14 protein-coding genes are annotated in these 18121 nt (G+C 43.7%); all 14 read left to right on the top strand.

Annotated elements, in window-relative coordinates; genetic code table 11:
• Nucleotides 1-21: 21 nt before the first annotated feature.
• Entirely contained in the window at nucleotides 22-2250 is a 2229-nt protein-coding gene (locus tag QD172_RS13835; protein ID WP_279856032.1) for a polysaccharide biosynthesis tyrosine autokinase, read from the top strand.
• Nucleotides 2251-2299: 49 nt separating this feature from the next.
• Nucleotides 2300-3595, top strand: coding sequence for an exopolysaccharide biosynthesis polyprenyl glycosylphosphotransferase (locus tag QD172_RS13830; RefSeq protein ID WP_279856031.1), 1296 nt, complete (start codon nucleotides 2300-2302; stop codon nucleotides 3593-3595).
• Nucleotides 3596-3734: 139 nt separating this feature from the next.
• Entirely contained in the window at nucleotides 3735-4973 is a 1239-nt protein-coding gene (locus QD172_RS13825) for an oligosaccharide flippase family protein (RefSeq protein WP_279856030.1), read from the top strand.
• A complete protein-coding gene (locus QD172_RS13820; RefSeq protein ID WP_279856029.1) occupies nucleotides 4967-5929 on the top strand; it encodes a N(5)-(carboxyethyl)ornithine synthase in 963 nt (320 codons plus the stop codon). The genes QD172_RS13825 and QD172_RS13820 overlap by 7 nt, the downstream gene beginning before the upstream one ends.
• Nucleotides 5926-7059, top strand: coding sequence for a hypothetical protein (locus QD172_RS13815; protein WP_279856027.1), 1134 nt, complete (start codon nucleotides 5926-5928; stop codon nucleotides 7057-7059). Before QD172_RS13820 ends, QD172_RS13815 begins: the two co-directional genes overlap by 4 nt.
• 959 nt (nucleotides 7060-8018) lie before the next feature.
• The gene (locus QD172_RS13810; protein ID WP_279856026.1) at nucleotides 8019-9068 is read left to right on the top strand and encodes an EpsG family protein; all 1050 of its coding nucleotides are present in this window, start codon (nucleotides 8019-8021) and stop codon (nucleotides 9066-9068) included.
• Nucleotide 9069: 1 nt separating this feature from the next.
• Nucleotides 9070-10191, top strand: a complete 1122-nt coding sequence (locus QD172_RS13805) for a glycosyltransferase (protein WP_279856025.1) — start codon at nucleotides 9070-9072, stop codon at nucleotides 10189-10191.
• Nucleotides 10181-11056 (top strand): ATP-grasp fold amidoligase family protein, encoded by an 876-nt coding sequence (locus QD172_RS13800; protein WP_279856024.1) that lies wholly within the window; start codon nucleotides 10181-10183, stop codon nucleotides 11054-11056. Before QD172_RS13805 ends, QD172_RS13800 begins: the two co-directional genes overlap by 11 nt.
• Nucleotides 11046-12164: a glycosyltransferase family 4 protein gene (locus tag QD172_RS13795; RefSeq protein WP_279856023.1), complete on the top strand. Its 1119-nt coding sequence runs from the start codon at nucleotides 11046-11048 to the stop codon at nucleotides 12162-12164. Before QD172_RS13800 ends, QD172_RS13795 begins: the two co-directional genes overlap by 11 nt.
• The gene (locus QD172_RS13790) at nucleotides 12164-13174 is read left to right on the top strand and encodes an NAD-dependent epimerase (RefSeq protein WP_279856022.1); all 1011 of its coding nucleotides are present in this window, start codon (nucleotides 12164-12166) and stop codon (nucleotides 13172-13174) included. Before QD172_RS13795 ends, QD172_RS13790 begins: the two co-directional genes overlap by 1 nt.
• A gap of 144 nt (nucleotides 13175-13318) precedes the next feature.
• On the top strand, nucleotides 13319-14437 hold the full coding sequence (locus QD172_RS13785; RefSeq protein WP_279856021.1) for an acyltransferase family protein: 1119 nt from the start codon (nucleotides 13319-13321) through the stop codon (nucleotides 14435-14437).
• Nucleotides 14438-14534: 97 nt separating this feature from the next.
• The gene (locus QD172_RS13780) at nucleotides 14535-15701 is read left to right on the top strand and encodes a nucleotide sugar dehydrogenase (protein WP_279856020.1); all 1167 of its coding nucleotides are present in this window, start codon (nucleotides 14535-14537) and stop codon (nucleotides 15699-15701) included.
• A 329-nt stretch (nucleotides 15702-16030) separates the two neighbouring features.
• Nucleotides 16031-17260, top strand: a complete 1230-nt coding sequence (locus QD172_RS13775; protein WP_279856019.1) for an O-antigen ligase family protein — start codon at nucleotides 16031-16033, stop codon at nucleotides 17258-17260.
• Between the two features lie 114 nt (nucleotides 17261-17374).
• Nucleotides 17375-18025: a DsbA family oxidoreductase gene (locus QD172_RS13770; RefSeq protein ID WP_176494474.1), complete on the top strand. Its 651-nt coding sequence runs from the start codon at nucleotides 17375-17377 to the stop codon at nucleotides 18023-18025.
• Nucleotides 18026-18121 lie beyond the last annotated feature (96 nt).

Below are 18121 nucleotides of genomic sequence, written 5' to 3'. Positions count from 1 at the left end.
GCAGCACTCCAAGGGTGTATCATGAATCACTCCCCGCAACATACGGCCACTGAGGCGATGCCGACAGTTGCCACTCGCAATAACGATGACGATGCGATTGACCTGGGTCGCTTGTTTGGCACCTTAATTGATTATAAAAGGTGGATCATTGCGACCACTGGACTGTTTGCCCTTATCGGGGTGCTCTACGCTCTGTTGGCGACACCGATCTACAAGGTAGACGCTCTGATACAGATTGATGATGCTCCTACTAATAACCCGTTGGCAGATGTAAATTCAATATTGGGCAAGCAGCCACCGTCTCAATCCGAGATCGAGATCGTTCGTTCACGGATGGTACTAGGCCGTGCGGTAGACCTGCTTAATCTGGACATTATTGTCACCCCGAAGCGCCTGCCATTGCTGGGAGATTTCCTCGTGCGGCGTGGGGTAAAGCGCCCAGATTTTGCGCAAGGCTGGGCAAGCACTTGGGCAGAAGAGAGCATTGCTGTCAGCGAGATGCCAGTCGTTGATGCAATGCTTGGTAGCACCATCACCCTTCGAGTCATCGATAAAACACACTACGAGCTGTTTAAAGAGGATGAGTCGCTGGGCAAGGGCAGCATCAACCAGCTGGACAGCTTTGCCGACGGCCAGCTCAATCTACGTGTTACCTCCCTGAATGCCCCACAGGGTGCAGAATTCGTACTGACCCATATCAGCCGCATGCAGGCGATTCAAAAGCTTCGCAGTACCTTCTCCGTCTCGGAGCAGGGCAAGGAAACCGGCATTCTCTCATGGGCGATGACAGGGGAGAATCCGCGTGAACTGCAGCGAACCTTGAATACCATCGCGGATATCTATTATTCGCAAAATGTGCAGCGACAGAGTGAAGAAGCACGCAACAGCCTCGAATTCCTCGATAACCAGGTGCCCAAGGTACGTGCCCAGCTAGATGCAGCGGAATCGCGCCTGAATGAATTCAGGACCTCACGTGACAGTGTGGATCTCTCACTGGAGACCCAGTCAGTGCTGGAGCGCATCGTGAATTTGGAAGCTCAGGTCAATCAGCTGGAACTGACCGAAGCAGAGATCGCCAAACGTTACACACCTAGCCACCCGACTTACAAAGCACTGCTCGAGAAGAAAGCACAGCTCAAGCGTGAGATGGACAAGCTGAATGCCCAGGTGAAAAATCTGCCTGAAACGCAGCAGGAAGTGTTACGCCTAACGCGCAGTGTGGAAGTGACACAAGCTATCTATGTGCAGCTGTTGAATAAAGTTCAGGAAATGGAGATTGCCAAGGCCAGTACGGTGGGCAATGTGCGTATTCTTGACGACGCTGGTATCTTGCCGGGCGCCATCAAGCCGAAGAAGGCCATGATCGTGGTCATCATGACACTGCTGGGTGGCATGCTGTCCGTCGGTGTCATTGTGCTACGTGCGGCGTTTAGGCGTGGCGTGGAATCGCCGGACCAGCTGGAAGCGCTGGGCCTGCCGATGTATGCCACCATCCCGCTCTCGGATGAGCAGGGCAAGCTGAGCCGCAAGGTGAAACGCGCGACAGATAAGCACTCACGTGAAATCCCCAATGGCTTGCTGGCCGAACGCAATCCTGCGGATCTCGCGATCGAGGCCTTGCGTGGCCTGCGCACCAGCCTGCACTTCGCCATGCTGGAATCCTCATCCAACACCCTGATGATCACCGGCCCCAGCCCGGGGATCGGCAAGAGTTTCATTGCCGCCAACCTGGCGGCTGTCTGTGCCCAGGCCGGGCAACGCGTGCTGGTAGTGGATGCCGACATGCGCAAGGGCCACATGCACTCCATCTTCGATGAGCGCTCCGAGTGTGGCTTGAGTGACTACCTGGCAGGCAAGAAGTCGCTGGAAGAGGTCATTCGCCCTGTTTCCGCACTTGAGACACTTTCCTACGTCGCACGTGGCATTGCGCCGCCCAATCCCTCGGAACTGCTGATGAGCGCACGTTTCCAGGACTTCCTGGCCGCGGTCAGCGAGCGTTATGACCTGATCATCATCGATTCCCCGCCCATCCTTGCCGTCACCGATGCCGCCGTCATCGGCAAGCATGTGGGCACGACTCTGCTGGTCTCGCGCTTCGGGGTAAATGCCCCTAAGGAAGTGGAAGTCTCTCTCAAGCGCCTGGCAGCTTCTGGGATTGTCGTGAAAGGGGGAATCCTCAACGCCATGGAGCGCAAGGCCGCCGGTGCCTATGGCGAGAATTATGGCTATTACAACTACAGCTATAAATGATCCCGCTGTATTCCGTCATCAGTCATATTGAATTCGAAGGGAACCAGACATGAAAGACATGAGCTCTACCATGGAGCACCAACGGCGCTATTCACGTCACTACGAGCGCCTGCTTGCCAGCAAGCGGCTGCAGACATTCTTTGGTGTTCTGCTGGTCGTGGTACTGCCTGCCATGTACCGCTGGGGATTCGATTTCTGGAATACCTCCACGTTGGCACAATGGAATGCGATTCTGGGTACTGCAGCTGCCTTCACCTTGTCACTGACGCTGATCAACCGCCTTTGCCAACTGCCGGGCACGCGCTCCTTCACGTATGTCATTCCGACAGTTGCGGCTTCCTATACCTTGCTCATCATCATCTGCGGGGTATTGGAAATTGAGGTGTCACGTCTGCAAGTCGGGATTTCCTTCGTGATGGCCATCGTCTTCGGTGGGGCCTTCTACTATGTGGACAGCAAGCTGACCACCAAGCGCATGGCAGTGGTGCCCTTCGGTAAGGCGCCGGCGTTGTGTGATGACCACAGCAAGTCAGTCTATTGGTATCAGTTGGAGGCCCCGTCACTTGCGGGTATGAAGCGAATCGACGCAGTAGTCGCAGATTTACGCGCGGATCTCCCGGAAGAATGGCAACGTTTCCTTGCTGACTGCACTATCCACCGCATTCCGGTGTATCACGCCACCCAGGCACATGAAATGATTACTGGCAAGGTACTGTTGGATCACCTCTATGCCAATGAATTCGGCTCGCTGACGCCACGTGAAGATTATGAAGTCATCAAGCGCGGCATGGACATTCTCGCTGCTTTGATCCTGATTCCGTTGCTGACCCCTGTCATGCTGTTGACGGCACTTGCTATTCGTCTGGATAGCCCGGGCAAGGCACTGTTCTGCCAACCGCGTATGGGATTCCACTGCCGCCCGTTTACGGTCTACAAGTTCCGCAGCATGTATATCGATATGAAGGGGACTGGTTTCACCCAGGAAGGGCATGATCCCCGAATCACACGCGTGGGACGCTTTATTCGCAAGTGCCGTCTTGATGAGCTGCCCCAATTGTTCAATGTCTTGAAGGGTGAAATGAGCATGATTGGACCGCGTCCGGAATCTATGTCTTTGACAGAATGGTACGAGAGAGATGTACCTTTTTTCCATTATCGTCATGTAGTACGCCCGGGAGTTACCGGTTGGGCGCAAGTAGAGCAGGGATATGCAGCTGAAGTCGAGGGGATGATCGAAAAACTTGAGTATGATTTTTATTATATTAAAAACTTTTCTTTATGGCTCGATTTATTGATTATACTACGCACTATACGGATTGTTTTTACTGGCAACGGAAGTCGTTGAGCTAGGAGTTACATAGCGAAAACTTACTAAGATTATATCTATATTTACGGCCAGGGCCCTGTGCTTAATATTTTCATTAGCTCAAAGAGGTCATGATTTAAAGTTAACGAATTAGTTTTTAGTAGGATAAATAGTTGTCATGAAACGTATAACCCTAGATAGAGATGTCCTACGATTGTTTGATAATCTAATATCATTGTCGGTTTTAAAAGTATTTAACCTTGCTCTTCCATTTTTAATGCTCCCTTACTTGATAAAGGTCTTGGGGCTAGAGGTATACGGCCTTATAATAATGTCGTTATCGCTTATCCAGCTATTTCAATCTATAACTGATTATGGGTTCAATTATTTTGCAACTAAACAAGTAGCGCAGCATAGAAGTAGTAAAAAACAGATCAATTACATTTATAGCAAGATTATGGCTACGCAGTTACTATTGATACTAGTGTGTTTGTTGCCGTATACCGTAGCTGTGATTTATATACCGCAACTTGCCTCTCATAAAGTATTCTATTTTGTATCGTTTGTAACGTTAATCTTTCAAACTTTACAACCGGAGTGGTTTTTTCGGGGTGTTGAAAGAATGAGGTACATAACGATACTAAATCTATCAATAAAAGTTATGTTATTGATAGGTGTTTATTTGTTCATAAAAGATAAGGATGATTATATTCTTTATCCTGTAATAAATTCTGTAGCCTGTTTTGTTATAATGTTACTTTCTCACATGGTTTTGCGTAAAAAATTCATAGTTAATCCTGTTGTTATATCTATAAAGCATGTAGTGAAAACCTTAAAAATCGGATTCTCTTATTTCGTAAATCAGTTTGCACCAAATCTCTACAATAGTTTGGCAAATTTATTAGTGGGTATGATACTAGGTAGCAATGCCGCAGGTATATTTGGAGCTATTCGACAAATAGTAAGCCTATTAGGCGTTCTAAATATAGTCGTATCAACCGTTTTTTATCCATATTTAAGTCGAAACAAAGATAAGTTTTTTGTATATTCACTTTGTTATATCCCGCTATTTCTTGGTGCATGCATAGTGCTACTATTACTGCATAATATTATATTCGACTTCTTAGGGATAAATAGTAGCGAAGCTTTTATTGTAATGTTTATATTAGTGGTAGGTGTATTCTTTATCGCATTGCAAAGTGTCTATTCTACTAATTACCTACTAATAAATGCTTATGCTAATTTGGCTATGAAAATCACTCTATATTCATCTATTATAGGGTTTATCTGTATATATCCACTTATTTATAACTTTGGTCTGATTGGAGCGGCGATGGGCATATTTTTGTCGCAATTCTTAATGGGCGCTATGGCGTTCACATCTTACTTTAAAAAGAGGAAGTTAGTATCATGTTGAGAAAAACAGTAGGATTTATTAAAAGTGATAAAGCTAATGAAAAACGTCGGGCGCTCATTCCATTAGATATAAAAACGATTAAAAATAAGTGTAATATCTTTGTTGAAAAGGGGTATGGAGAAGTTTTAGGGTATGCTGATGAAGATTATATAAAAGAAGGAGTGAATGTAGCTACGAAAAGTGAAATACTCGATAAAGATATAATTTGTGATCCTAAGATAGGTGATGCAGGTTATTTGGATGAAATTCGGAATAAAACTATCTTTGGCTGGGTGCATGCTGTACAGAATAAAAATATAACAGATATTCTGGTTAATAATAAGATTACAGCTTTTGCATGGGAAGATATGTTTGATAGAGGAAGACACGTCTTTTGGCGAAATAATGAAATTGCCGGTGAAGCGGCGGTTATACATGCTTATACGATCCACGGATTGTTCCCTTATGATACCAAGGTTGCCGTAATTGGACGTGGTAATATTGCTAGAGGTGCTGTTAAAATTCTGACGTTCATGGGGGCTGATGTTACTGTCTACGATCGTCGGACTGAAACCCTTCTATGTGAAGAAATATTTAAATATGATGTAGTTGTCAACGCCATTCTTTGGGATACAGCGCGTAAAGATCATATTATATATAAGAAAGATTTAATAAATATGAAGACAGGCTCATTAATTATTGATATTAGCTGCGATGCTGGTGGCGCAATAGAAACATCAATACCTACGAGTTTAGAGAAGCCTATATATACGGTTGACGGAGTAGTACACTATGCCGTCGATCATACACCGACATTATTTTATAAAACAATTTCTGAAGTTTTGAGCAAGATTGTATCTAAGCACATAGATTATTTAATTGAAGATGAGATTAACGAGGTCCTTAAGGATTCACTTATAATTAAAAACGGTTTGATTAAGGATAATAGAATTAATGAATTCCAGGGAAGATTATGATCAAAAATATCTTTAGAGATCTGATACTGTCTCAACCTCTATTGAAGGCAGGTTATGTCAAAGCGCGATCCACATATTTAGAAAGAGATCTTATTTCACGTGAATTACTGGATGAGTGGCTAAATGAAGCTGATGTTGTTAGTATAGATCCATCGATTTTGAAGGACAAACTTCATGTAGGATTAGTAAGAACAGACCTGCAATATGATAAATATGTAAAACAAAGAGATTATAGCACCAAATATGAAAGATTCTTAAAAACGAATTCAATTTCGTATTCATATTTTGATCCATTTCAAAGTGACTGGATCGAGAAAGCTAAAAATTTTTCTTTAATAGTGTGGCATACTAGGTCTGATCCATCTTCTCAGGCACATGCACAAGACAAAATTTTTATTCTTAATAATAAATTGGGGATTAAAACATTTCCTACTCTAGCTGGTATTGCCAGCTATGAGAATAAGTTGATGTCTCATTACCTCTATAGTCTATACAATCTTCCTGAAATACCTACATTTGTGACTTATTCTCAGGAAGAAGCACGACGTTATATTGATATATGTAAATTTCCCTTAATAGCTAAAATTGCTACTGGATCTTCCTCACTAGGTGTCAAAAAAATAAAAAATAAAAGAGATGCATTGAAGATTGTAAATAAGGCTTTCTCATACAAAGGACTAAAAACTTATTTTCCGTATCATGCACAAAAAGATTATATCTATTTCCAGGAAATGATAGAAGATGCTGAATACGATCTACGTGTAATAGCTATAGGAAACAAGTTATTCGGTTACTATCGCTACCCTAAAGGGGACGATTTTAGAGCCTCTGGCTCAGGTATATATGAGAAAAAAGAGATACCTGTAGAAGCTCTTGAACTAGCTTACAAGACTAAAGAGTCCTTTGGTGAATACTGTTTAGCTACAGATATGGTATATTCAAAAACTAAAGGCAAATATTTAATAATCGAGTCATCAATCTTCATTGGAGTTGACAGTTGTGTCCAATTGTCGATTGATGGTATTCCTGGCTACTACATGAGAGATTCAGAAAGTAGTTATACTTTTTGTGAGGGTAAGTATTGGATTCAAGAGTTATCGCTCAAGGAGTTTATCGAAAGTAATTTCTAGTTTGTACTCAAAGTTGGCTTGTAGCCAGCAGCGTATGCTAGCTACGCATACCATAGCATAAAGGCTACGAGCCAATTTCTCAAATTCTGGCTCTATACGGCGGAACTTTTTGAGTCAACTGAAAGAGGGCCCTATAATATTTCCGTTGATGGTATAAGGAGGTTATAATCAGCGCGTTAGAGACCTGAATGAGGTTTTTTTAGTGATGATCTCCTTGTTACGAATGTGGTAGCAATAGCTGCGCAACTTTTCACTATCATCGTCTTTACATGCCTCGGGCGGCGCCGTTTACGTCGCTGCCTGAGGCTCTCTTTTAGATGGCTATTTTACAGAGTGGGAATGGAGTACCGCGAATCCGGCTCTTACATCGCCGAAGGTGAAGATACGATAAATCCGGCTCAAGGTGCCGTCATCAAGCCATCGTCAAAACTTGGCGTAGGCAGTAGTACTCCAAGGGCCATAACGTCGTGAAGGGCACACCACTTATGAGCCAGCATAGGCCCCAAAAGACTCCGTTCAGCATCTGTATGTCGTCTTTCCCGAGCCTGCCCATCGATTGAGCTAGTGATACAATATTGTCGATCAACTGCCATTGGCTATCATAGATTTTGTAGCGTGCTGCCATACTGCATCTATTCGGATACAGATGGATCACATTAGCAAAATGGCTTTTCGTACAAACCTATCAGTTCACGGGCAGCGATTGCCAACCAATTTGTTGTAAGTCAGAGTCACTTGGCTATTATGGCGTGTTTGTGAACGATCTTGGGCATTATAATTATACCAGTAAGCACTGATAGTTGAGACAATGTTCCTAAATTGACGAGCAAGACCCTTATCCGTTTTGCTTGCATAGTCTGGATTCATTAGTAGATGAGCAATAAGCTATATGGGTCTAAGTATTAGCTTAGAGTGGATGTTATGTATTTCACTTACGATGTGATAAGAAGGTGATGTAATTGTTGACGTATAACTTATATTTGTTGCTAAATTTTCTTATTGGATATTTCAGTAAGTTAGACCGAACAAAGTTTATACTTTTTTCGGGATTTTTTATATCATCAATTTTTATTGGCTTACGTGAGGGTATTGGTGCTGATTGGAACAACTATCTCAAATTATATCTAAATTCAAATTTTTTCACGTTCGGTGAAAATGTTAGTAGTACAGATGCCCTGTATGGATTAATAACATTTATCGGACATAGTCTTAGTCTTGATATTTACTTTGTGAATCTAGTTTGTGCTATAATTTTTTGTTATGGTATTTTCTTTTCTTTTACTAAGGTTATAAAAAGGTATGAACTTTACTTAATTGCAATTACACCATATTTGTTAGTAGTTGCTGGACCTAATTTTAGTAGACAATCAATGGCTATTGGTTTTTTTTTGATCGCTACTAAATTATTGTTGAAAGATAAAAACAAAACAGCATTGTTTTTTTCATGTGCCGCTTTATTATCTCATTCAAGTGCAGTCTTCTCTGTTCTAATTTGTATTTATATATATATTAAAAAGAATAAAATCTCACCTAGAATATTTGTTTCGTTAACTAGTATAGTTTTTCTATTACTAATAATATTAGCTCCAAGAATTATCGATAAGTTCTTCTTTTATACAGAAGAGGTTTCTAGAAATTCGAATGGTGTTTATTTTAGGCTATTATTGTATTCGATTCCTTATTCTCTCTTTTTAATTAAGTATAAAAGTTTAAAATCGACACCATACTTTTATTTTATGAAAGCAAGCTTTATATTGTATATATTATGTTTTTTGCTTACGCAAATAGATTCAATAATAGGAGATAGAGTTTCTGTTTATATAATTCCCGCACAAGGAGTTATTTTTGCTAGTTTAGCAATGAATATTAAGCTGCACTTCGATAAAATTATAATTTATCTTAGCGCAATTATTTTCTCTGTATTACAGTTAAATATCTGGCTATATTTTTCAGTTTGGGCTGAAAAAGCATGGCTTCCGTATGATAATTTATTATTTGGTTTTTTTTAATATGAAATCAGCTATAATTATTAATTCCTTATCTAGAGGTGGAGCAGAAAAAGTTGTATCTATCCTATGGGATTACAAGTTAAGTAATGATGAAAATTTAGACTTGTATCTTTTAAAAGATGAGGTCAGCTACAGTGCAACAACGAGATATAAGGTATTAAGGTTAGATAAAGATATTTTCTTTCCTTTGAAATTAATAAAAGCAATTAACTCGTTGTTAAAGAGTAAATATAATATTATTCAATCTCATTTAGATGTGCCTAATATTTTGAATTGTATTTCGAAAATAATAGGCGGTAAACATTCATGCCAGATAGTTCATTGTGTAGCCTATTCTAATTCTTCAGCAAACAGTGGCTTTTTAGCTAAAGTTAAAATTAGCTCATTGGATTATATTTTTAAATATGCTGATCTTCATATCTTTAAGTCAGAAGATATGTATAAGGATTACTTAGCGTTTTTCAAAAATAGACCTAAGAAATATAAAATAATACATAATCCATACGATTTTGTTAGTATGGATACGCAAGCTAACGAAACAATAATTACTGCTAAAAAGACTAATAGAATTAAATTCTTAATAGTATGTAGGTTGACAAAACATAAATCAGTGGATGTTGCTTTAAAAGCACTGTCTTTATCAGATATTGATTATGAAGTTAATGTTCTTGGGGAAGGCCCAGAACTGTTACGTTTAAAGAATTTATCTGTAGAACTTGGTATAGCTGATAAAATTAGTTTTTTGGGGTTTAAAAAAAATCCATACGTATATTACAAGGAAGCTGATTATTACTTATCAGCGTCACAAGCAGAAGGCTTCCCTAATACGTTAGTAGAGGCAATGTATTTTGGATGTATCCCAATACATAGTAACTGTATTAGTGGGCCAAGAGAGTTAATTGGCCACAACAGTGATAGTATTGATAGTTTTGTAAATGCGAAATATGGTTACTTATTTAACGTCGGTGACTATAAAGGCATGTATGAGGCTATTAAAGCTAGCTGTAGTAAACAGGACTACCTGTGCGACAAATACCAAGCCTCAATCTCTAATAGTGTTAAGAAATATTCAGTAAGCGAGATATCTACCCAATATTATAAGGTTATTAAGGATGATTTTTAAAAATTTTTCTATAGCAGGTTGGAAATATAATCTCTTTGGAGGGGTAGTAGCACTAATACCTTTTAAATATCGAGTGATAATTTTATATATATTAAAATTAAGATCGTTTCCTAAGTTAAGTAACCCTACTAGCTTTAATGAAAAGATATTATGGAGGAAGCTAAATGATAACAATGACTACTCTTTACTAGCAGATAAAGTGGCGTCCAAAGATTTTGTTAAATCAAGAACAAATAAAGTGATGGTGCCTGATATATTATGGCAGGGTAATAACGCGCACGATATTAATTTCGAAAAACTTCCATCTGATTACGTCATAAAAGCTAATCATGGTAGTCGTATGAATATTATCGTTAGGAACTCTAACCATCCATCAGTAGAAAATTTAAATGAAATTTTTAAACGATGGTATAAGCATGATCAAGCAAGCGTTTTAGGTGAAAAGGCTTACGGTAAAATCACTCCAGTATTTTTTATAGAAGAATTTTTAGATTTTGATGCGTTTGTGCCTGTCGATTATAAATTCTTTGTCTATCATGGGAAAGTAAAATATTTACAAATAGATACTGGTAGATTTACAGAGCATTTTAGGAATATACTTACATCAGACTGGCATGAAACTTTTGTTACTTATAGTCACCCGAGGCTAGATCAATCCGATTTAACAAAGCCGGATAACTATCAGGATATGTTACAAGTTGCTGAATTAATTGCTCATGGTTTTGATTTTTTACGTGTAGACCTTTATTCGGATCATAAGAATGTTTATTTTGGTGAAATAACTATTTATCCCGGCGCTGGCTACGAGCCGTTTAATAATAAAGAAGATGATGAAATGCTGGGAGAGTACTGGCATGTCAAATAAAAAAGTGAATGTTGCATTCGTAGCTAATTCCGCTTGGTATCTGAATAACTTTAGATATAACACATTGGAAAGGTTTTCAGCGACTTACAATGTTACTTGTATTACGGCGCCTGGTACGCTTAATATTAATAATATTCATCATGTAAGTATTCCGCTTACAGCCTCAAGTACTAGGCTAATTAATGAAATACATACACTTGTAAAGCTAATATATACCTTATATAGAAGCAAATCGACTATTGTATTCTCTTTTAATCCTAAAACAAATCTATACGCGTCCATTGCTTGTGTATTACTAAGAAAAAAAATAATCACCAACATTTCTGGTGTTGGGGACGCTTCAAAGATTAATGGTTTTAAGGGAGTGCTGTATAAGTTCGCCGTAAAGTTTTTTTATAAAAAAGTTGATTATAACTTTTTTCAGAACAGCTCAGATATGCAGAAGTTTGAGAGCAAGGATTATATTCATAAAGCTAAAGCAGAGCTTATACCTGGTTCTGGAGTAGATTTAGATAAATTTACCTACAACGAAAGTTTTTCTAGTTGTCGTAGGTTTATTATGGCTGCTAGACTTTTATACACTAAAGGCGTTATAGAGTACTTAGAATCTTCTAAGCATCTATCATATATATATAAAAACTCATGCTACTCACTTGCAGGAGTCCCGGACAGCTCACCTAGGGGAGTGCCTAGTGAAGAAATAACCCCATTTTCACATATACCAAATATAAATATCTTGGGTATGCGTAATGATATGCCAGAAGTGCTTGAGAAAGTAGACTGTGTAGTATTGCCTTCATATTATCCCGAAGGCACTCCACGTAGCCTTCTGGAAGCTGCAGCTGCTGGTAAAATTATTATTACTACAGATACACCAGGCTGCCGCGATGTTGTCATCGAAGGAGTCAATGGCTTCCTAGTGCCGCCACGCGATACAGAAGCTCTGAAAGAGGCCATGGAAAAGGTCATCAATCTGTCTGACGAAAAGCTGGCAGAGATGCAGGCTAACTCCAGAAAGCTGGCTGAAGAGAAATTTGACGAACAATATGTGATTCAGCGTTATCTTGATGTCGCTGAAGAAATTCTTGCCAAGAAGAGTAAAAAATGATGTCAGTATTGGTTACTGGAGCTGCGGGTTTCATTGGGGCTGAAGTCAGCAAGCGTCTACTGGAAGCAGGTCAGAATGTCATTGGCATTGATTCGCTGAATGATTACTACGATGTCTCTTTGAAAGAGGCCCGTCTCGAACTCATTCAGCAGCACGCTGGATTCACTTTCCTCAAGCTTGACCTTGCGGATCGCGAGGCGGTAGAGAAAGTGTTTGCTGACAATGAGATCTCACATGTGGTCCATCTGGCAGCACAGGCGGGAGTACGTTACTCGCTGGAAAATCCGCATGCCTATGCGGATGCCAACATGCTGGGTTTCTTGAACATCCTGGAAGGCTGCCGTCATCACAAGATCGAGCATCTGGTCTATGCCTCCTCCAGCTCCGTGTATGGCCTGAATGCGAAGGTGCCATTCTCTACCAAGGATGGTGTGGATCACCCTGTCAGCCTGTATGCGGCGAGCAAGAAGTCCAATGAGTTGATGGCGCACACCTACTCTCACCTCTATGGTATTCCGACGACTGGCCTGCGCTTCTTTACCGTATATGGCCCTTGGGGTCGCCCAGATATGGCGATGTACAAGTTTACCAAGGCCATCTTCGAAGGCAAGTACATCGATGTGTATAACCACGGCGATCTATCGCGTGACTTTACTTACATTGACGATATCGTTGAGGGGATCATTCGCATCAAGGATGTCGTTCCCCAGGCTGGTCAGAAATCTGCAGCGGAGGGCCTTGCGCCGGATGAAAGCCCTGCACCCTATGCCCTCTACAATATCGGCAATGGTAGCCCGGTTCAGCTGATGGACTTCATCAGTGCCGTCGAGAAAGCGACTGGTATCGAAGCCAAGAAAAACTATATGGACATGCAGCCAGGGGATGTTTCTCAAACTTGGGCGGATACTGAAGATTTTTTTGCCGCGACAGGCTATCGTCCGAAAGTCGGGGTAGAAGAAGGGACTCTTCGATTTATTGATTGGTATAAAAAATTTTATAACCTAAAATGACTTAATACTTTTAAGTAATTTATGAGATTTAATTAAGTCTATTTAGCCGAGGCCAAGCTGAATTGAATTTTGATTTGACTCAGTTTGGCCTTGTGCACTACTGAGATTTTAATTTTTGGATTGATCAAACTTCGTTAATAAGGTATGGAAGTGATTGCCGTGAGATTACATGGGTTAGACTTACTAAGATCTATACTTATGCTAGCTGGGGTTTTATATCATGCCTCATTGGTTATTGGGCCAAATCCTTGGGGATATAATAGCTACGAACATACACTCCCGATATTATATTCTGTTGTGCATTTAACACATTATTTTCGAATGGAAGCTTTCTTTTCATTATCTGGTTTTTTTTCAGCACTCGTCTTGATTAAGAAAGGCAATAATTATTTTTTTATTGGGCGTTTAAAGAAGCTTTTAATCCCTCTTATAATGACGGTGCTATTCATTAACCCGATTCAAGTTATTTTTCTTTATATTAACGGTGAGATAGACTTTTCTGCTTTGTATAATATTAATGGTTACATAGCTCATACTTGGTTCTTGATATCCTTGTTTGTTATTTCTTTTATATTTATTTGTTTGCCAAGAAAAGCTCTTAGCCATCTTAGAGACTTAAAAACAAACAAACTTTCTATAGTCTCAGTTATACTTGTATTTTTAAGTTGCGTTATTTTTTTATATATCCCGCGAGTTATAAATGTTCTAGCTTCGTTAGTTTTAGGCGATGGAAATGGCTTTAAATTATTTTCTTATTTTCTTACTACTCCAATGAAATATATTCCTTACTTTTTGCTTGGGGTCTTATTATTTCTTAACTATGGTTTTCGCGATACAATTTCCAAGTTAAGGATTAAGTTCCTGTTGTTTTTCCTTGTTAGTTCTTTAATCGGAATATATTGTATTGAGTTTTATAATGGTTTTGATAAAGTAGTTCCTCTCATGTTTAAGGTGGCGATCGTCCCTTTGCAATTTATATCAAGTCTTTCGTTCTCCCTTTTGGTTTTTAAGGTATTTAGTTCTGAAAGATTCAAAAAGTCTGAATTAGTCAATTTCCTAGTCAGATCTTCACTTGTTGTTTTTTTATTTCATCAGCCCGTATTAATAATTTCTTCCTACTATTTGGACTTATTTGTCAGTAATTCATTTATTTATTATGTCTCTATTGTATTGGTGACTTACGCTATATCCTTTATTATTTTTATAATGATTGAAAGAAATAAGGTTTTAAATAACTTATTCGGAGGTTGGAAAGTGAGTTAGTGTGGCTATATTTTTCTGTTTCGTGTAAAACTCTGTATAATTGCATCCTTAACGAGTTATTTGTACTGTGACCATTAGTAATAGGAATAAGGTTAATATGAAAATTGCCATCGCAGGCACGGGTTATGTCGGTCTCTCCAACGCCATGCTGCTGTCTCAGCATCATGAAGTCGTCGCGTTGGATATCGTGCCGGAGAAGGTGGAGGGCCTGAACCGTGGTATCTCACCTATCGTCGATAATGAGATTCATGAGTTTCTGGCGCGTGGAGATCTGAGTTTCCGCGCTACCCTCGACAAGGAAGAGGCCTATCGCGGTGCCGATTTCGTGATCATCGCGACGCCGACGGATTACGACACCACTACCAACTACTTCAATACTTCCAGTGTTGAAGCGGTGATTCAGGATGTGCGCGACATCAATCCTGATGCGGTGATGGTCATCAAGTCCACCGTGCCGGTGGGCTATACGGCTGAGGCGCGTGAGCGTTTCCAGACTCAGAATCTGATGTTCTCGCCGGAATTCCTGCGCGAAGGCAAGGCGCTGTACGACAACCTGCATCCATCCCGCATCATCGTCGGTGAGCGCTCCGAGCGAGCTGAAGTGTTCGCTGGGCTGCTCAAGGAAGGTGCCATCAAGCAGGGTGTCGATGTGCTCTTCACTGACAGCACCGAGGCAGAGGCCATCAAGCTGTTCGCCAATACCTATCTGGCAATGCGCGTCGCCTACTTCAATGAGCTGGATACCTACGCCGAATCACATGGCCTGGATGCCAGGCAGATCATCGAAGGGGTGGGGCTGGACCCGCGCATCGGTCAGCACTACCACAACCCGTCCTTCGGGTATGGGGGATACTGCCTGCCGAAGGATACCAAGCAGTTGTTGGCCAATTATCAGGAAGTGCCCAACAACATGATCCAGGCCATCGTCGATGCCAACACCACGCGCAAGGACTTCATCGCGGAATCCGTGCTCAAGCGCAATCCGCAGGTAGTGGGGGTGTATCGCTTGGTGATGAAGTCCGGCTCTGACAACTTCCGCGCCAGTGCCATGCAGGGCGTGATGAAGCGCATCAAGGCCAAGGGTGTGGAAGTGGTGGTGTACGAGCCGGTACTGGAAGAGGACACCTTCTTCGGGTCACGCGTCATGCGGGATCTCGAGGCGTTCAAGCAGGAAGCTGACGTCATTCTGAGCAATCGCATGGCGGAAGAGCTCGCCGATGTGGTCGACAAGGTCTACACCCGCGATCTGTTCGGCAACGATTGATTCTGAGCGCTGGTTCTTGATCGTAAATACAACGCCGCATCCTCGTGATGCGGCGTTTTCATATGGGTTCACAGGGCACCGGGTAGAGAGGGCATAGGTGAAGACTTTCATGCTGCGTGCCTGATGCCAAGAAGGAGGGCAGTTGTGTCAGGCTATCTCTCCCATGGAGTCCTCAATAGCCCTCTGCAGCGTGCGCTTGAGTGGCTCGTGCCATCCTTCATAGAGTCATCACTGGGTCAGGAAGGCCAGGTATGCCGTCATACGATTCCCTCGCTCGATCAGCTTCATCCCCCGTTGACGCCGATGTTTCCTCGGTGACGTCGCGTCCCGTGTCCTGCGGCGTTTTCCTGTTCGGTCTGCTCAGTCTGGTCCTGCCCTCTGGCTATAGCATCGGGCCGGCACTGCTGGTGTTGCTCAGTGGCTATGGGTTGCTGCGCGAGCCGCGCACGCTGCTGCGCGCGCCTGGCAAGGAGGACATGACCGTCATCGGCGTGATGGCGGGCCTCGCAGCCTTGTTGCTGGTGAGCATCCTGCTGCAGGGGGATGCGTGGCAGACGGCAGGCGTGCCTATCCGCCTGTTGCTGGCTGTGCCGGTGCTGTTGCTCGTGTTGTCGTGTCCTCCGTCGCTGGGGGCGATGTGGGGTGGGTTGATCCTCGGCAGTGTGCTGACCGGTAGCTGGGCGATGTGGCAGAAGCTGGTGTGGGGTGTGCACCGCGCCGGCGGCTTTACCAACACCATCAATTTCGGCGATATCTGCATGTTGATGGGGCTGATGTGTCTCGCGGGACTTGGCTGGGCCATGAGTCAGGCAGGTGCCCGGCGGCGCTATTGGATACTGGCGCTGCTGATCGGCGGGGCGTTCGGCATCATCGGCTCGTTGATGTCGGGGACACGCGGCGGCTGGATCGGCTTTCCCTTCGCGGCCTGGGTGCTGTATCGCAGTTATGGGGAGGTGATTTCACGCCGTGTGCTCAGGCTGGGCGTCTTCATGTGTGCCGGGGTGATCGCCTTGATGGTGATGACGCCGGCGACCGGTATCCAGCAACGTGTCGAAGCCGGTGTCTCGGATGTCACGAAGTACGTGGAGGACCGCAATGCCGGCACCTCCGCGGGGGCGCGTCTCGAGATGTGGCGGGGGGCTCTGCTGATGATCGCCGAGCAGCCGTGGCTGGGCAGGGGCGAGACGGGGTATGCCGAGGCGCGTGATGCGATGATCGAGCGGGGAGAGCTGAGTCGCCACGTCCAACCTTATGAGCATCCCCACAACGAGTTTCTCGATGCCTGGGTCAAGCGTGGAGTGTTGGGCTTGCTGGCGTTGCTGGCACTCTATCTGGTGCCGCTGCGACTCTTCTATCGTCGCCTGGACAGCGACGACCTGACATTGCGCTCACTGGCTGTCGCCGGCGTGCTGCTGCCGCTGACCTTCCTCGACTTCGGGATGACCTGGGTGATGTTCTCCCAGGCCAGCGGCGTGATGGTCTACGCCTTCTGGCTGGCGATCGTGTGGGGCACGCTGCGCGCCCACGAGCGACGCCTCGAGACACTGCAGGCACCCTGAGAGTATTTTGACCTGCGAAGGTGACGGGTCTAAAGTACGCGCAAAATTTGAGCAATCGCTCACGACTATTCACGTGGGGTGAAGGAGGCTGCTTCACCGCTCAGGAGAACTGACATGCAAGACAAGCTCAAGATCGACATCGTCTCCGACGTGATGTGCCCGTGGTGCGTGATCGGCTACAAGCGCCTCGAGAGCGCCATTCAGTCACTCGGCCTGGAAGATAGCGTCGAGATCGAATGGCAGCCCTTCGAGCTGAATCCGGACATGCCGGCACACGGCGAGAATCTGCGCGCCCATATCGAGCGAAAGTACGACACCACGCCCAAGGCCAGTGCCGAGGCACGTCGCAATCTGACCGCACTGGCAGCCGAGGAAGGCCTGGTCTTCAATTTCTTCGACGACATGCGCATGGTGAATACCCTCGAGCTCCACGTCCTGCTCGAGTACGCCGCCGAACAGGGCATGCAGCATGACCTGATGATGCAGTTCTACGCTGACTACTTCACCTTGCAGAAGGACATGTCGGACCGCGCCGTGATGGCGGACTCTCTGGCTGCGGTCGGGCTGGATGCCACTGAAGGGCTGGCACAGCTGGACGACCCGGAAGCCCTCCAGCAGGTAAGGGCGCGCGAAGCCCATTGGCAGCAGATGGGCATCTCCAGCGTGCCGACCTTCGTCTTCAATCGTCGCAGCGCCTTGAACGGTGCCCAGCCTAAAGAGGTGTTCGAGCAGGTGTTGAGCGAGCTTTCGGGAGATCAGGCTTGAGCCTCACCGAATGAGGTGTCACTGAGGCACTGATTTTCGGTAATGACGATCCCGTGACAAAAACGCGGCCCCGCTGAAGAGCAGGGCCGCGTTTTT

Source organism: Cobetia sp. 10Alg 146 (genome assembly GCF_029846385.1).
In the GTDB taxonomy this organism is placed as follows: domain Bacteria; phylum Pseudomonadota; class Gammaproteobacteria; order Pseudomonadales; family Halomonadaceae; genus Cobetia; species Cobetia marina.
This window is presented reverse-complemented; position numbering and strand designations above follow the sequence as displayed.

What these genes read in the sequence shown, in the direction of transcription:
- QD172_RS13780 (WP_279856020.1), top strand. Translation starts at nt 14,535, where the DNA reads ATGAAAATTGCCATCGCAGGCACGGGTTATGTCGGTCTCTCCAACGCC.
- QD172_RS13790 (WP_279856022.1), top strand. Translation starts at nt 12,164, where the DNA reads ATGTCAGTATTGGTTACTGGAGCTGCGGGTTTCATTGGGGCTGAAGTC.
- QD172_RS13835 (WP_279856032.1), top strand. Translation starts at nt 22, where the DNA reads ATGAATCACTCCCCGCAACATACGGCCACTGAGGCGATGCCGACAGTT.
- QD172_RS13815 (WP_279856027.1), top strand. Translation starts at nt 5,926, where the DNA reads ATGATCAAAAATATCTTTAGAGATCTGATACTGTCTCAACCTCTATTG.
- QD172_RS13820 (WP_279856029.1), top strand. Translation starts at nt 4,967, where the DNA reads ATGTTGAGAAAAACAGTAGGATTTATTAAAAGTGATAAAGCTAATGAA.
- QD172_RS13785 (WP_279856021.1), top strand. Translation starts at nt 13,319, where the DNA reads ATGGAAGTGATTGCCGTGAGATTACATGGGTTAGACTTACTAAGATCT.
- QD172_RS13825 (WP_279856030.1), top strand. Translation starts at nt 3,735, where the DNA reads ATGAAACGTATAACCCTAGATAGAGATGTCCTACGATTGTTTGATAAT.
- QD172_RS13770 (WP_176494474.1), top strand. Translation starts at nt 17,375, where the DNA reads ATGCAAGACAAGCTCAAGATCGACATCGTCTCCGACGTGATGTGCCCG.
- QD172_RS13830 (WP_279856031.1), top strand. Translation starts at nt 2,300, where the DNA reads ATGAAAGACATGAGCTCTACCATGGAGCACCAACGGCGCTATTCACGT.
- QD172_RS13795 (WP_279856023.1), top strand. Translation starts at nt 11,046, where the DNA reads ATGTCAAATAAAAAAGTGAATGTTGCATTCGTAGCTAATTCCGCTTGG.
- QD172_RS13805 (WP_279856025.1), top strand. Translation starts at nt 9,070, where the DNA reads ATGAAATCAGCTATAATTATTAATTCCTTATCTAGAGGTGGAGCAGAA.
- QD172_RS13800 (WP_279856024.1), top strand. Translation starts at nt 10,181, where the DNA reads ATGATTTTTAAAAATTTTTCTATAGCAGGTTGGAAATATAATCTCTTT.